The sequence below is a fragment of the Methanolobus vulcani genome, assembly GCF_900100715.1.
Classification (GTDB): domain Archaea; phylum Halobacteriota; class Methanosarcinia; order Methanosarcinales; family Methanosarcinaceae; genus Methanolobus; species Methanolobus vulcani.
On sequence record NZ_FNCA01000001.1, the window covers coordinates 375,394 to 389,840 of the forward strand.

Below are 14,447 nucleotides of genomic sequence, written 5' to 3' on the forward strand. Positions count from 1 at the left end.
TATTAATCATGAGCACATCCAGAAGAAAGATCGAACATCTAGAACTATGCGCTGCAAGTCCGGTAGAATCAAGGAAAACAGGAGCAGGGTTTGATGATGTGATGCTCGTTCACAGGGCACTGCCTGAGATGAACATGGATGAGATCGATACATCGGTCAGTTTTCTGGAAAAGGAAATGAATGCACCTTTCATGATAGCTTCCATCACAGGAGGACACCCCGAAACAACTGCAGTCAATGCTGCCCTTGCTGAAGCAGTTGAAGAACTTGGACTGGGAATCGGTGTTGGCAGTCAGCGTGCTGCCATTGAGGACCCATCGCAGGAAGAATCATTTCGCGTTGTAAGGGATAAAGCACCCAATGCATTTGTTTATGGCAACATCGGTGCAGCCCAGATCAGAGAATACGGCGTGGAAGGCGTTGAGAAGATCATAGAAATGATAGATGCAGATGCTATTGCAGTTCATCTGAATTTCCTTCAGGAAGCCATTCAGCCAGAAGGAGACAGGGACGCATCTGGCGTTCTTGAAGTAATCAAGGATATTTGTTCACTGGCAGTACCGGTGATCATTAAAGAAACCGGTGCGGGCATATCAGATGAGGATGCATTCATATTTAAAGAGGCAGGAGTTGCTGCTATTGATGTTGGCGGTGTCGGAGGCACAAGCTGGTCAGGAGTAGAGGTTTACCGTGCCAGAGAAAGAAAGGACACCGAATCTGAGATGCTAGGAGAATTATTCTGGGACTTTGGAATACCCACTGTTCCAAGCATAGTGGAATGCAGTGTATCGCTTCCTGTAATAGCCACAGGAGGATTGAGGACCGGACTTGATATTGCAAAATCAATTGCTCTTGGGGCTTCAGTTGCAAGTGCAGCCCTTCCTTTTGTCGGACCGGCCCTTCAAGGAAAAGATGCGGTAGTAAAAAGCATAGAGCACATGCTAAAAGAAATGGAAGTTGCAATGTTCCTTTGCGGATGTAAAGACCTTAAGGATCTGCATCTTGCGCCGGCAGTTATCAGTGGCTGGACACGTGAGTATCTGGAACTGCGCGGGTTTAATGTAAAGGATTTTGCCCTGCGTTCAAAGAACAAGGACTTCCAGAGAGTATAACATTCATCTATTAATGGGAACTTAAATAAAATAATTTTAATAATTAGAGGTAAATATATATGACAGAAATAGGAATTATTGCAGTCGGCGGATACAATGAAATGGGCCGCAATATGACTGCCATCAGGATTGACGAGGATATCATCATCGTCGATATGGGTCTTCGTCTGGACAGAGTCCAGATTCACGAAGACGTGGAAATAGATAAAATGCATTCACTTGAACTCATTGAAATGGGAGCCATTCCAGATGACACCATAATGAAGGAAGTGAATGGAAATGTACGTGCAATTGTCTGTACACATGGTCACCTTGATCATATCGGTGCGATCTCAAAGCTGGCACACAGGTACACTGCACCAATTATCGGAACCCCATACACAACAACCCTCATCAAACACCAGATAGAATCTGAGAGGAAATTCGGGGTAAAGAACAACATTGTATCCTTAAATGCAGGTGATTCACTGGAGATAACAAAAGAGATTTCCATTGAATTCGTTAACACCCAGCACAGCATAATCGACACTGTTTTTCTTGTTATCCACACAGTAAGCGGATCAATTGTCTATGCATGTGACTTTAAGCTTGACAGGACCCCAACCCTTGGAGAAGCTCCTGACTTTAACAGGCTCAAGGAACTTGGTGAAGAAGGCGTCATAGCCCTTATCACAGAAAGTACAAATGCAGGACGAAACGGTAAAGCACCTTCCGAAAGGATTGCTCATTCCATGCTAAGGGATGTGCTTATCGAGACAGAAGAGTCAGATGTTGGTATGATCGTTACCACATTTGCATCACACGTTGCACGTGTGAACTCTATTGTTAAATTCGCCCAGGAAATGGGAAGAATTCCAGTCCTCATGGGAAGCTCCATGGAGAGGTACATCGCAACAGCTCACCAGATGGAATACATCGAACTTCCGGAAACTGTCGAGATCTACGGCAACCGCAGAGAGATCGACAAAGCTCTTGCAAAGATCATGGAGAAAGGTAAAAATAAATACCTGCCAGTGGTCACAGGACACCAGGGCGAGCCAGGTGCTGTACTTGGAAGGATAGCAAATGGTGAAACACCTTTCAAGATTGACAGAGGAGACCGTATAATATTCTCCGCAAATATCATTCCAAATCCAATGACACAGGCAAACCGCTATGCACTTGAGACAAAATTGAAGATGCGCGGAGCCAGGATCTATGATAATGTCCATGTTTCAGGACACGCATACCGCGAGGACCACTGGGAACTTCTCAGGATGCTCAAACCGGAACACGTGATCCCTGCACATGGAACCATACAGATGCACAGCGAGTACATTCAGATGGCAGAAGATGCTGGATACGTACTTGGTGACACTCTTCACCTTCTGAGGAACGGAGAAGAGCTCTACATAGATGAAGAGTAAACTAAAGAATAGGGATGTTTATGGATCTTATCGAAGAGATTAAAAAACGTTCATCACACGTCGATAAAGGAATAGAGGAATACTTACCCATTGACAAGCCGTATGAACTTTACAAGGCAGCAAGATACCTCCCTGATGCAGGCGGCAAAAGACTGAGACCGGCAACAGTGATACTTGCAGCAGAAGCTGTTGGTTCTGACCTTGAAACTGTCCTTCCTGCAGCGGTAGCAGTGGAACTGGTCCACAACTTCACACTTGTCCATGATGATATCATGGACAGGGATGATATTCGCCGTGGAATGCCTGCTGTTCATGTAAAATGGGGAGAAGCAGGAGCAATCCTTGCAGGAGATACCCTTTATTCAAAGGCTTTCGAGATACTCACACATGCATCAGGAGAACCAGAACGTATTCTTAAATGTATAGACATTCTTTCCAAGGCATGCAGGGATATCTGCGAAGGCCAGTGGATGGATGTTGAATTTGAAGACCGCAATGATGTCACAAAGGAAGAATACCTTGAGATGATCGAGAAGAAGACCGGAGTACTCTATGCAGCTTCAATGCAGATCGGTGCAATTCTCGGTGGATCATCTGAAGAAGTATCAGATGCGTTCTATGAATTCGGAAGACTCATAGGTATTGCATTCCAGATCTACGATGATGTCATTGACATGACAACACCTGAGGAGATCCTCGGTAAGGTAAGGGGTAGCGACCTCATGGAAGGAAAGAAGACCCTTATTGCCATACACGCACTCAACAAAGGTGTCGAGCTCAGGATATTCGGAAAGGGAGAAGCCACAACCGAAGAGATCAATGAGGCAGTTCAGCAACTTGAAGATGCAGGTTCGATCGGTTATGTCAGAGACCTTGCGCTGAACTACATTGCAAAAGGTAAAGAGCTTCTCAATATTGTTGACGATTCTGAATCAAAGACAATTCTTCTTGCAGTTGCAGATTATATGATCACAAGATCATATTGATCTGCCAATTCTTCTTTTTTCTTTTGGATTTAACTTGTGTTTATAGTAATTCTCATTGGGTAGCTATGCTTTTGAAAAATCCCGAGTTTGCCAATGCTCAAAGCTAAACAAACAAATCAAATTAAATGGAACAAAAAAGAATAAAAAAAGAGAATTGAAATCAGGATTAGTTATCCTGCTTTTCAATTACTGCCTGTGCTGCTGCAAGTCTTGCAATTGGCACACGGAAAGGTGAACAGCTTACGTAGTTTAGTCCGACATTGTATCCGAACTTAACAGAACTTGGTTCTCCACCATGTTCACCACAGATTCCTATTTTAATATCAGGTCTTGTTGAACGCCCTTTCTCAATACCTATCTTGACAAGCTCACCAACACCTTCCTGATCAAGGACTGCAAATGGGTCGCTTGGGAGAATGGAGTTCTCGATATAGAATGGAAGGAACTTGCCTGCATCATCCCTGCTGAAACCGAATGTTGTCTGAGTAAGGTCATTGGTTCCAAATGAGAAGAATTCTGCTTCCTTGGCGATCTTGTCTGCTGTGAGTGCTGCCCTTGGAAGTTCGATCATGGTACCCACCATGTAATCAAGTTTGCAGCCTTTTTCAGCCATGACAGATTCTGCAACTTCAACAAGGTCTTTCTTTGTTGAGCTGAGTTCGTTCACATGTGAAACAAGTGGTATCATGATCTCAGGAACTATGTCCATTCCGCCTGCCTTAAGCTCACATGCTGCCTCAATGATAGCTTTTACCTGCATTGCATAAATTTCAGGGTATGTGATTCCAAGACGGCATCCACGGTGTCCAAGCATCGGGTTTGTCTCTTCCATGGAGTCAACACGTTCAAGGATCTTGTGAATACGCTCGATCTCTGATGCACTTGCACCTTCTGTTTCAAGAGATGCAAGTCTCTCTGCGATCTCGTCGTGTTTTGGAAGGAACTCATGAAGTGGCGGATCAAGAAGACGGATTGTGACCGGGAAACCTTCCATGACCTTAAAGATTCCAATAAAGTCCTCTTTCTGCATTGGAAGGAGCTTTTCAAGAGCTGCTTTCCTGGTTTCAGTATCCTCAGCAAGGATCATTTCCCTTACTGCAGGAATACGGTCATCACCGAAAAACATGTGCTCTGTCCTGCAAAGTCCGATACCTTCAGCACCGAAGTCTCTTGCAACCTGAGCATCATGAGGTGTGTCTGCATTTGTCCTGACACCCATTTCCCTTATCTCGTCTGCCCAGGAAAGAAGTGTGTCAAGTTCTCCGCTTACACCTGGTGTTACAAGCTCGACTTCACCAAGAATGAGATTACCTGTGCTTCCGTCAATGGTTACATAATCTCCTTCACTGATGGTAACATCACAAACAGAGAATGAACAGCTTGTCATATCTATGCTTACTGAACCACATCCGGCAACACATGGCTTGCCCATACCTCTTGCAACTACTGCTGCATGTGAGGTCATTCCACCTCTTACGGTAAGGATTCCCTGTGCTGCATCCATGCCACCGATATCTTCAGGTGACGTTTCAGTACGTACGAGAATTACCTTTTCATTGGACTTTGCCATCTGTTCGGCATGCTCTGCGGTGAAAACAACTTTACCCACGGCAGCGCCGGGGGATGCTGGAAGACCGGTTGCAACAACTTCATATTCGGCCTGAGAATCAATGGTAGGATGTAAAAGACGATCGATCTGTTCGGGGGAAACTCTTGTGACTGCTGTTCGTTTATCAATGAGACCTTCATTGACCATATCAACAGCAATTTTTAACGCCGCCGCCGCAGTTCGTTTACCAGTACGGGTCTGCAGCATGTATAATCTGCCTTCCTCAATGGTAAACTCGATATCCTGCATATCCGTAAAGTGATCTTCCAGTTTCTTGTAGATAGCCTCAAGTTGAGCGTATGCTTCAGGCATGTTATCTTTAAGAGTGGATATAGGCTCTGGTGTCCTAATACCTGCTACAACATCCTCACCCTGTGCGTTCATGAGGTATTCTCCGAAGAAACGCTTTTCTCCGGTTGCAGGGTCTCTTGTGAATGCCACACCGGTTCCTGATGTCTCACCCATGTTGCCGTAAACCATAGACTGCACGTTAACGGCTGTACCCCATTCGCCTGGAATGTTGTTAAGACGCCTGTAAGTTATGGCACGCTGATTGTTCCATGAATTGAAAACCGCATCTATTGCCATCTGGAGCTGCTCACGTGGATCCTGTGGGAAATCATTGCCGGTTTCCTTTCTAATGATACCCTTGAACTCTTCTGCAAGTTCTTTAAGTGCATCTGCATTCAGATCAGTGTCAAGTTCAACACCAAGGTTCTTTTTCTTAGCGCTGAGAGCAGATTCGAACTTTTCATGTTCAATGTCTAGTACGACATCACCGAACATGGTGAGGAACCTGCGGTAACTGTCATAGGCAAACCTTTCGTTACCTGTCTTATTAGACAGAGCTGTGACAGTATCATCATTTAAACCAAGGTTCAGAACAGTGTCCATCATTCCTGGCATGGATACTCTTGCACCGGATCTGACAGATAGAAGTAAAGGATTCCCGTTGTCCCCAAATTTCTTGCCAGTTGCCTTTTCGAGCTTTATTATTGTGTTGTTTATCTGGTCTATAACCTCTTCAGGATAAGCCCCTTTTTCAAGATAAAGTAAACAAACTTCTGTTGTTATAGTAAATCCTGGTGGAACAGGGATTCCCAGATTGGCCATCTCTGCCAGGTTGGCTCCTTTGCCACCCAGCAGATCTTTCATACTATTTTTACCTTCAGTTTCTTCGTTTCCGAAAAAATATACGAATTTGTTATCTGCCACCGAATTTCCTCCATGCATAGAACATATGATGGACATTCAATTAGTATTAAGTCGTGCCACAATTGTTCTTTTATAACTTTAAGGTTGTGGTCTGTGATTGAGTAGCATAGTCCCTACATATTTATTGGAAAATGAACATAAAAACAAGATTGGGGTCATTAAATCTAAACTATAATAAAATGAGCAAACAAACAGACCACAATCAAAATAGCACGGTATCATATAGTGACACAATTCAGGCATGGTCTGGAAGATTATAGATATGTTTTTGTACTGAAAAAAACTAATATTAAAATGCTTACGATATATTTATATACTATGAATGGAACATATAGTACAAAAACCTAAATACAATAAACGAAAGCATATGAAACGATTAGGTCAGATCCTGCACATTTCTAAGCAGAATGAAATCGTCGTCAGAGGCGATGAAAAACAGTTTTCCGGGTCAATGAGGGACTTGCCGCGAATAAACTCTTTTGTTCTTGACAAATCCATAAAACCCATCGGAAAGGTTTCCGGCATATTTGGTCCAGTGGATCAGCCTTATTTTACTCTGAAGCCTGACAAGCGAGTTATAGCTTCCGGATTGGAACGACTTGTGAATGAACGAGTTTACGTTCAATGAAGGATTGCAGGTTATATGATATATTACTTATGCTGTGAGCTGTGAATGATTGAGGATACACATATCAAATATATTTTCATGAGAGATTCTTTAAAGGTGATAGAATGGTCGAAGTAGAAAGGGTACGATATTCCGATACTTCCGAAAGGGAGAAGATACGTGCAATGATCAAGGCACGTAAAGAGAAAGATAAGAGCGCTGAAGTCGAAAAAGCAAAAGTCCAGTGTCCAGAGTGTGGCAGCCGCAACCTTGTACAGGACTACGAGAGAGCTGAGCTCGTATGTTCTGACTGTGGACTTGTGGTTGACGCAGAATTTGTTGATGAAGGACCAGAGTGGCGTGCTTTCGATCATGACCAGAGGATGAAGCGTTCCCGTGTGGGTGCGCCAATGACCTACACGATCCACGATAAAGGTCTGTCCACAATGATCGACTGGAGGAACCGTGACTCTTACGGTAAATCCATTTCATCAAAGAACAGGGCACAGCTTTACAGGTTGAGAAAATGGCAACGTAGGATAAGAGTAAGTAACGCTACGGAAAGGAACCTTGCGTTCGCTCTGTCCGAACTTGACCGTATGGCATCAGCTCTTGGTCTGCCAAGAACTGTACGTGAAACCGCTGCTGTAGTTTACAGAAAAGCAGTTGACAAGAACCTCATCCGTGGAAGAAGTATTGAAGGTGTTGCAGCAGCAGCATTGTATGCAGCATGCCGCCAGTGCAGTGTTCCAAGAACACTTGACGAGATAGGAGAAGTATCAAGAGTAAGCAGGAAAGAGATTGGCAGGACATACCGTTTCATCTCAAGAGAGCTTTCACTGAAACTTATGCCAACCTCACCAATCGACTACGTACCAAGGTTCTGTTCAGGACTCAACCTTAAAGGTGAAGTGCAGTCCAGAGGTGTGGAGATTCTCAGGCAGGCTTCCGAGAAGGAACTCACAAGTGGCCGTGGTCCAACAGGTGTAGCAGCAGCAGCAATCTATATTGCTTCAATCCTTTGTGGAGAGCGCCGTACACAGCGTGAGGTCGCCGATGTTGCAGGTGTAACAGAAGTTACTATCCGTAACAGGTACAAAGAGCTTGCAGAAGAGCTTGACATTGAGATCATTCTCTAAGCACACTATAAATTAAATAATGATAGACAAAGGAAGTCTCGTACCACCACTTCCTTTGTTACATATACTTTTTTACAAATCATTTTTAACATTTAACTGACTAAGCAGTGTAGACTATGTTCGAGCTACTGGAGATGCTGACAATCGGATTTGTTCTGGGACTTACAGGTGCACTTGTACCCGGACCTATGCTTTTTGTGACAATAGACACATCCCTGAAAAAAGGATGGAAGGCAGGTCCCGAAATTTTTGTCGGTCATGCAATACTGGAGTTTATGGTGTGCGTACTGATAATCTACGGTATTACAGCAGTCAGTGACAGCACTGTTATGGCAATATCCATTCTTGGAGGAGCTACCCTTGTGATATTTGGTCTTATGACAATGAAAAGTGCAAAAGGTGCAGCAGAATCCATGCATGAACATAATAAAAGTACTTCCAGACCGGTGCTTGCAGGAATTCTCACCTCTGCCTCAAATCCTTATTTCTGGATATGGTGGCTGGCAGCAGGAAGTGCACTTGTGCTCCGGGGAATGGAGATAGGTATAATTGCAGCCGTGATGTTTATGATAGGACACTGGCTTGCCGACCTTGGATATTTCACTGTTGTTTCCACATCTTTTAGCAAAGGAAAGAAACTCATGTCCCCAAAGGTTTATGAAAGAGTGTTACTTTCTTGTGGTCTGTTCCTTGTTCTGTTTGGATCATGGTTTATCATAGGTACGTAGACATGAATAAAAGTTGCATCAAGGTTTTGAAGAAAAAGGGTGAGCCAATACGCAGATTACTGCTGGAAATGGACCTGCTGGATAATTCCGCACGAATTGCTTCGCTGGGAGATTATCTTCTGCTGCCACTCACAAGGAAACCAGAGGAAGCAGAACTTAGAGAACTGCCCGGAGAGTTTGAGCTTACCGAGTATGAGTTTGAGGAGCAGAAAGGACAGCTTAAACTTGAAGACCTTCTGGAAGTCGTACCCCACTTTGAAATCGTCGGAGATATCGCACTTATCGAGGACGACGTTGCTGAACCTGAGAAGATGGCAGATGCCATCATGAAAGTGAAGAAGAACGTCAAGACTGTACTTGCAGCCCAGAGTCCTGTTGAGGGAGAGTTTAGAACCCGCAGGTTCAGGACTATTGCAGGAGAGGACAGAACATCCACAATACACCGGGAATATGGTTCGAGATTCTACATCGACCTTGAAAGAGCTTATTTTACACCACGTCTTGCAACCGAACGTTCACGCATACTTGAACAGGTGACTGAAGGCCAGACAGTTGTAGATATGTTCGCAGGTGTTGGCCCATATAGCATTATGTTCGCCAGGAAAAGCCCGGACATCCGTGTGATTGCAATAGACAAAAACCCGGATGCTGTTGAGTTCCTTCGTCGCAATGTCGAACTCAATTCAGTTCCAAACGTGGAAGCTATAGAAGGCGATGCTAACCTTGAAGCTGAAAAGTATGCCGGTATCGCAGATCATGTGATTATGAACCTGCCTCACAATGCAAATGAGTTCCTTGACGCTGCTGTGAAGGTTTGTGCTCCAAGCGGCATTATTCACTATTATGATATTACTCCTGAGGACGATCTTTTCGATAGTTCCCTGAAACTTATCGATGAGGCTGCAAAAAGAGCAGGAAGAACTACTGAACTTGTAGAGTCACGAGTTGTTCGTTCCTATGCACCGCACCAGTTCAATGTCTGCATTGAAGTGAGAGTGCTCTAGCTGATATTAATATAACTAAGCGCAATTATTAAATCATTATATAGAATTATAGTGTCGTTCAGTTTTGCCTCTGTGGCTTAGGGGTATAGCGGCTGATTCGTAATCAGCAGGTCGGGGGTTCAAATCCCCCCGGGGGCTTTTTTTATGCATTTTTGTGAATATGAAAATATATAGGTTAATTGAATTAGCTTTGCGTATGAAAATCCCAAAAATATTAGGAAATAACATGAAATTAAATATTTACCAGTTTTTGAGTAACATATCACCAATGTAAATTCCCACAAACAAGACACCTAATATAAAAGAATAATAAGCAGCTTGGATGTATTTTGATAAATGGGTATTCAATTCCATATTTTTACTAATGCCGCTGTAATACTCATGTATCAGATAATCTAATAACCCATCTTTTTCAGCCGAAAGTTCACATCCAATCATAAAGTAATTTAGGTCATAGCCTTCGCTCCATTCCCTCATTTTGAGAACTGACAAGCTAGCAATAATAGTTAATATGAAGAAAAAAAAACTAATCAAAAGAAGTATTATCCCTCTTTGACTATTTTGATCAATATTCGGAAAAGTAGCTGCACTTATCGTAAAAATAAGACCAACAAATCCAATCAAGCTTGCTGCTTTTCTTTCGATATTCAGTTTATTACTCCAGTGGAAATTGAACATGTCTTTTACTGCTTCATGAATGCAACATTTTCTAGAGATTTCACTATCTAAATTAATCTTTCCCACGCATAATAATATGCAAACCAATATATTTAATTATATTCAATTTGAGAGGAAATATATTCAAGCAGAACTCCATATCAAAAGTAACCATCCATAGAAATAAGCTGGAAGATACAGAACAATCCAATTCTGTAAAACCAGAAACTTTTCATATGAATTCAGGAACGAGGCCATCAGGAAGGTTTATCCCAGAAACAAAACTCCTATCGACCACTATTATCCTCTAGATCATCCTTAATATTCTCCAGGATATCCTTTTCCATCTCTTCAAGGGTATCACCGGAATCCCAGAGGAAATTAGGGATACCCTGGGTCATTCCTTCCACATGCTGTTTTCGGAAATACTCGCCAGCGGCAGTAACAAAGCCCAGCAATATTCCAATTCCTGTGAAAACATACAGAATGGTGAACATCTTACCAAGGTCGGTTTGCGGGGCAAGATCACCGTAACCTATGGTTGTCAGGGTAATCACTGAGAAATACAGGGCATCAAGCCATTTCCATCCTTCTATTGAATGATATACAACCGTTCCAAAAGCCAGTGTAAATATAACAAGCACAAAAAAACTTCTGAATTCCGGCTGTTTGAGCATTTTGTAGAGGGAACGCAGATATATGACGAATGTCAGAAAAAAAGGCATCATGATTATTCTAGTACTAAATCTTTCTTCATAGACAAATACTATTCGCTATGTTCAATGATACAAACTAAAAATGACAATCATGAACTATTTATAATTTTACAGCTTACTTTCTCTGGGAGTTACAATCACTTCTCTGCAAGTGATTGTTGAAAAGAACATTTACCATACGTATAAGGCTTTAGAACATATGTCATCGTCTTATGATAACTATTTAGGGGGAAAGTTGCATTATGGTTTTGATAAAGCAGTCGAAACTATCAATAAAACCATAGATGATACCGACCCTGCAAAAAAACTCAATGTTGCTATTCTGTCTTTACCCTACGGAGGAAAATCGCAACTTTTAGAAGATATAATTTACACACATCCAAGCCATACAGTAAGGACAAACTTTTCATCGGTACTAAAAAAAAGATCCGACATTCCTCTTCCTGAAAAAAAAGAAAAGATAATGATATTTGATAACTGCCATTATCTGTATACAAGGAAGATTGGCGGCTTTGATATTATCGAAGATTTCCTCAACAGAATGCTATTACAGGATAACAGAATCTGTATCACCACATGGAACATCCATTCATGGAACTATCTTGATCAGGTACTTAACATCAGCAAATATTTCTCTCTTCAGATTGCGATTCCTTCACTTGAAAAAGATGAAATGAAAGATTTTCTGATCTCTGATAATAGTGATATCGAATTTATAAATGACACTCAAAAAGAGGAGAAAAAGATCATTGAAATATCAAAAAGACCAGTGCTTGAGAAAATAACAAAAAGCAAATTTCATTTTTATAGTATACATGTCGACTATTCCCATTTGTTCTCTTTGCTAAAGAGGAATAAAGATGAAAGTCCGGAATCGATAATACTTAGAGAGATTACAAAATTGTCTTATGGCAATCCCGGACTTGCAAAGAAAATATGGGTAAAGTGGCTTGACAACAATAAGATAAAGGTTAGTACCACTTCAAATGCCTATGTGAATATTGATCTTGATGATACGGGACAGTTCATACTGGCCCAGATAATGTCATACGGGCATATCACAAAAGATGAGATCTCAGACATAATAAGCTGGGATTGCAGTGACAATTCCACGGAAATAGACAAAGTCCTTTTCCAGTTATCAGATATGGATTTTATTGTCAGAGATGATGATAATTACAGTATAAAGCCTGAGAAAATGTATTCTGTAATTACTTATTTGAAAAATATAAGACAGGTGTGGTGATGGCAGAATCCAACATACAGTTATTAATTGACAATTTTCAGGGAATTGGTATTACTTCTATATTGCTTTCCATTGTCATATTTATCATTGCCTTTCTAATTGCAAGGATAATTGCATTCATACTTACTTATACTTCAGAAAAAATATGGAGACACAGACTTCACTTAAAAACCATAATCCCTGTAATTAAAGTTTTCATTTATCTATTCGCCATTTATTACATTCTGACAGCAGTCTTTGCATTCTCGATCAATCAGGTAATGATACTGATGGCATTGCTTGGTGCTGCAATAGGTTTAGGACTGAGGAATCTATTTGAGGATCTTGCCGCTGGTTTTGTGATAGTGATTGAAAAACCATATCAGGTAGGGGACAGAATTGAAATGGGAGAATATTATGGTGAAGTAACAGACATAGGTTTAAGGTCCACAAAACTCGTAACACCCTATGACAATACTGTCTCAGCCCCTAACAATCTGATATTTACAGAATGCGTAGCAAGTGGAAATTCCGGCAGTTCTGAAATGATGGCTGAACTTGATGTTTATATTAATAGCAATGCTGATGCTGATTTGGCTATTAAGATATTAAGGGAAGCAGTTGTAACCTCTCGATTTGTTTATATTTCATCGTCAAGACCTGTAATAATACTTCTTAATGACTATCCGTTTTATAAAGCTATCAAGGCAAAAGCTTATGTAAACGACCTGAGGGATGAATTTGTATACAGATCAGATGTGACAAGAAGAGCATGGAATGAATTCCATAAAGCTGGCATCAAGCCTCCTGAGTTAAGTATATTAGGATATGGAAATGAATATTCAAGATCAAATAATAGGAAAGTCATTATAGACAATAATAGAAGTAATAGCTATTGACCTGACACATTAATCACACAATAATCCTGAAACGACACTCATCATCTCCAGAAAGCACAGTTTTCTCCATCTGAATATCCACATCCCTGTCAAATCCGAGCCTGAATTTCTTTTTCAGATTTCCCATGGTGCAATAGCAGAGTGTCTTTGAAGCACCTTCAATATTCTCATTGACAAGCGGACAATAGCATTTATCAAAGACCACATAGACATTTCCGTTTTCAATTTTTACACGCCACTGTCGGGAGAGTTTTTCCAGGAGATCGGATTCATTCTCAGATGAGTTTTTGATCTCCAGGAGTTTGTCATCTTGAAGGTGGGTGAAAGGACATTCTTCTCCGCAAGCTTCCATAATTTTGATCTTTGTTGATTCATCCAGATTATCATCCAGAGTTACAAGCAAATTCTTAATCCAACTGTTCATTGAGATTCACGCTGCATGTTGTTAACACCTAGGTAAGCAATCTGTAAATTTTAACTCTATTTTAATTAAAGTTTACATATCAAAAAGAATTATATGTTTTGTGCTTATTTTTGAGATTGGTGGTATGAATTCTAATACAAAGATAGCAGTAGCCATTTCCTTATATCTCTTAATGATGCTTACTGTTGCTATTTTAACCGGGATTAGTACAATGTGACATCTAAACCCGCAATAGCAGCTTCAAATGATTTTATCTGACATCGCAAATATCCGTAGTTACTTGGAGAATCAATAAATGTGCTTATTTATTGAGCCAATTGCTCTCATTTTAGATTAGACCGGATCTATCATTTTTCATTGAATCACTACCTATGACTGTGTACTTTACAATTTGAGACACATTATGATATGTTCAATAAAAACACAAAATAGATATTAATAATATTGGTTCAGAAAATAACATCTTTATAAAAAATATACATAACCATACCAATGAAATCAATATCTAGTGAATAAAATCAGCAAATTAATATAATAGAGTATTCCAATATAATAATTGAGAGAAACATCCGGTAGAGAAATTAAACTCTATGAATTGTTGAAATAGTGTAATAATTGATCAGTTTATTAATTGTGGGTTAATTGTGGGTTGGAAATCTGTAAAGAACAGAATAATATTAATAAGACTGAGTGCCACTTCCTTGAATCCTGAAACTGATT

13 protein-coding genes and 1 tRNA gene are annotated in these 14,447 nt (G+C 40.9%); 10 read left to right on the plus strand and 4 right to left on the minus strand.

Annotated features, from left to right (window positions below):
- Positions 1 to 8 precede the first annotated feature (8 nt).
- The 3 genes from fni to BLP52_RS01655 are packed head-to-tail and all read left to right on the plus strand — an operon-like array spanning position 9 to position 3,504.
- Positions 9 to 1,112, plus strand: coding sequence for a type 2 isopentenyl-diphosphate Delta-isomerase (gene fni, locus BLP52_RS01645; RefSeq protein ID WP_091708122.1), 1,104 nt, complete (start codon positions 9 to 11; stop codon positions 1,110 to 1,112).
- A gap of 59 nt (positions 1,113 to 1,171) precedes the next feature.
- The gene (locus tag BLP52_RS01650; protein ID WP_091708124.1) at positions 1,172 to 2,518 is read left to right on the plus strand and encodes an RNase J family beta-CASP ribonuclease; all 1,347 of its coding nucleotides are present in this window, start codon (positions 1,172 to 1,174) and stop codon (positions 2,516 to 2,518) included.
- Between the two features lie 20 nt (positions 2,519 to 2,538).
- Entirely contained in the window at positions 2,539 to 3,504 is a 966-nt protein-coding gene (locus BLP52_RS01655) for a polyprenyl synthetase family protein (protein ID WP_091708126.1), read from the plus strand.
- Between the two features lie 166 nt (positions 3,505 to 3,670).
- On the opposite strand, the gene ppdK is transcribed toward BLP52_RS01655, so the two are convergent.
- Positions 3,671 to 6,328, minus strand: a complete 2,658-nt coding sequence (gene ppdK, locus BLP52_RS01660; RefSeq protein WP_202905705.1) for a pyruvate, phosphate dikinase — start codon at positions 6,326 to 6,328, stop codon at positions 3,671 to 3,673.
- Between the two features lie 322 nt (positions 6,329 to 6,650).
- Here ppdK and BLP52_RS01665 point away from each other — a divergent pair, with 322 nt between their 5' ends.
- The 5 genes from BLP52_RS01665 to BLP52_RS01685 all read left to right on the plus strand — a co-directional run bounded on the left by BLP52_RS01665 (position 6,651) and on the right by BLP52_RS01685 (position 9,944).
- Entirely contained in the window at positions 6,651 to 6,956 is a 306-nt protein-coding gene (locus BLP52_RS01665; RefSeq protein ID WP_091708128.1) for an H/ACA ribonucleoprotein complex subunit GAR1, read from the plus strand.
- Positions 6,957 to 7,060: 104 nt separating this feature from the next.
- Entirely contained in the window at positions 7,061 to 8,074 is a 1,014-nt protein-coding gene (locus BLP52_RS01670) for a transcription initiation factor IIB (RefSeq protein ID WP_023846028.1), read from the plus strand.
- 116 nt (positions 8,075 to 8,190) lie between these two features.
- Positions 8,191 to 8,802 (plus strand): LysE family transporter, encoded by a 612-nt coding sequence (locus BLP52_RS01675; protein WP_091708130.1) that lies wholly within the window; start codon positions 8,191 to 8,193, stop codon positions 8,800 to 8,802.
- Positions 8,803 to 8,804: 2 nt separating this feature from the next.
- Positions 8,805 to 9,806 (plus strand): class I SAM-dependent methyltransferase, encoded by a 1,002-nt coding sequence (locus tag BLP52_RS01680; protein WP_091708132.1) that lies wholly within the window; start codon positions 8,805 to 8,807, stop codon positions 9,804 to 9,806.
- Positions 9,807 to 9,872: 66 nt separating this feature from the next.
- Positions 9,873 to 9,944: transfer RNA gene (locus BLP52_RS01685), tRNA-Thr, on the plus strand.
- A gap of 102 nt (positions 9,945 to 10,046) precedes the next feature.
- Here BLP52_RS01685 and BLP52_RS01690 read toward each other — a convergent pair.
- Both BLP52_RS01690 and BLP52_RS01695 read right to left on the minus strand, forming a co-directional pair.
- Positions 10,047 to 10,550 (minus strand): hypothetical protein, encoded by a 504-nt coding sequence (locus tag BLP52_RS01690; RefSeq protein ID WP_154717763.1) that lies wholly within the window; start codon positions 10,548 to 10,550, stop codon positions 10,047 to 10,049.
- Positions 10,551 to 10,750: 200 nt separating this feature from the next.
- The gene (locus BLP52_RS01695) at positions 10,751 to 11,107 is read right to left on the minus strand and encodes a potassium channel family protein (protein WP_238380676.1); all 357 of its coding nucleotides are present in this window, start codon (positions 11,105 to 11,107) and stop codon (positions 10,751 to 10,753) included.
- A 307-nt stretch (positions 11,108 to 11,414) separates the two neighbouring features.
- On the opposite strand from BLP52_RS01695, the gene BLP52_RS01700 reads away from it, so the two are divergent.
- Together BLP52_RS01700 and BLP52_RS01705 are read left to right on the plus strand one after the other, a co-directional pair.
- Complete coding sequence (locus BLP52_RS01700; protein WP_091708135.1) at positions 11,415 to 12,425, plus strand: hypothetical protein; 1,011 nt, start codon at positions 11,415 to 11,417, stop codon at positions 12,423 to 12,425.
- Complete coding sequence (locus BLP52_RS01705; RefSeq protein WP_091708137.1) at positions 12,425 to 13,303, plus strand: mechanosensitive ion channel family protein; 879 nt, start codon at positions 12,425 to 12,427, stop codon at positions 13,301 to 13,303. Before BLP52_RS01700 ends, BLP52_RS01705 begins: the two co-directional genes overlap by 1 nt.
- A 13-nt stretch (positions 13,304 to 13,316) precedes the next feature.
- Here BLP52_RS01705 and BLP52_RS01710 read toward each other — a convergent pair whose 3' ends face one another.
- On the minus strand, positions 13,317 to 13,727 hold the full coding sequence (locus BLP52_RS01710; RefSeq protein WP_091708139.1) for a DUF6144 family protein: 411 nt from the start codon (positions 13,725 to 13,727) through the stop codon (positions 13,317 to 13,319).
- Positions 13,728 to 14,447: the final 720 nt, after the last annotated feature.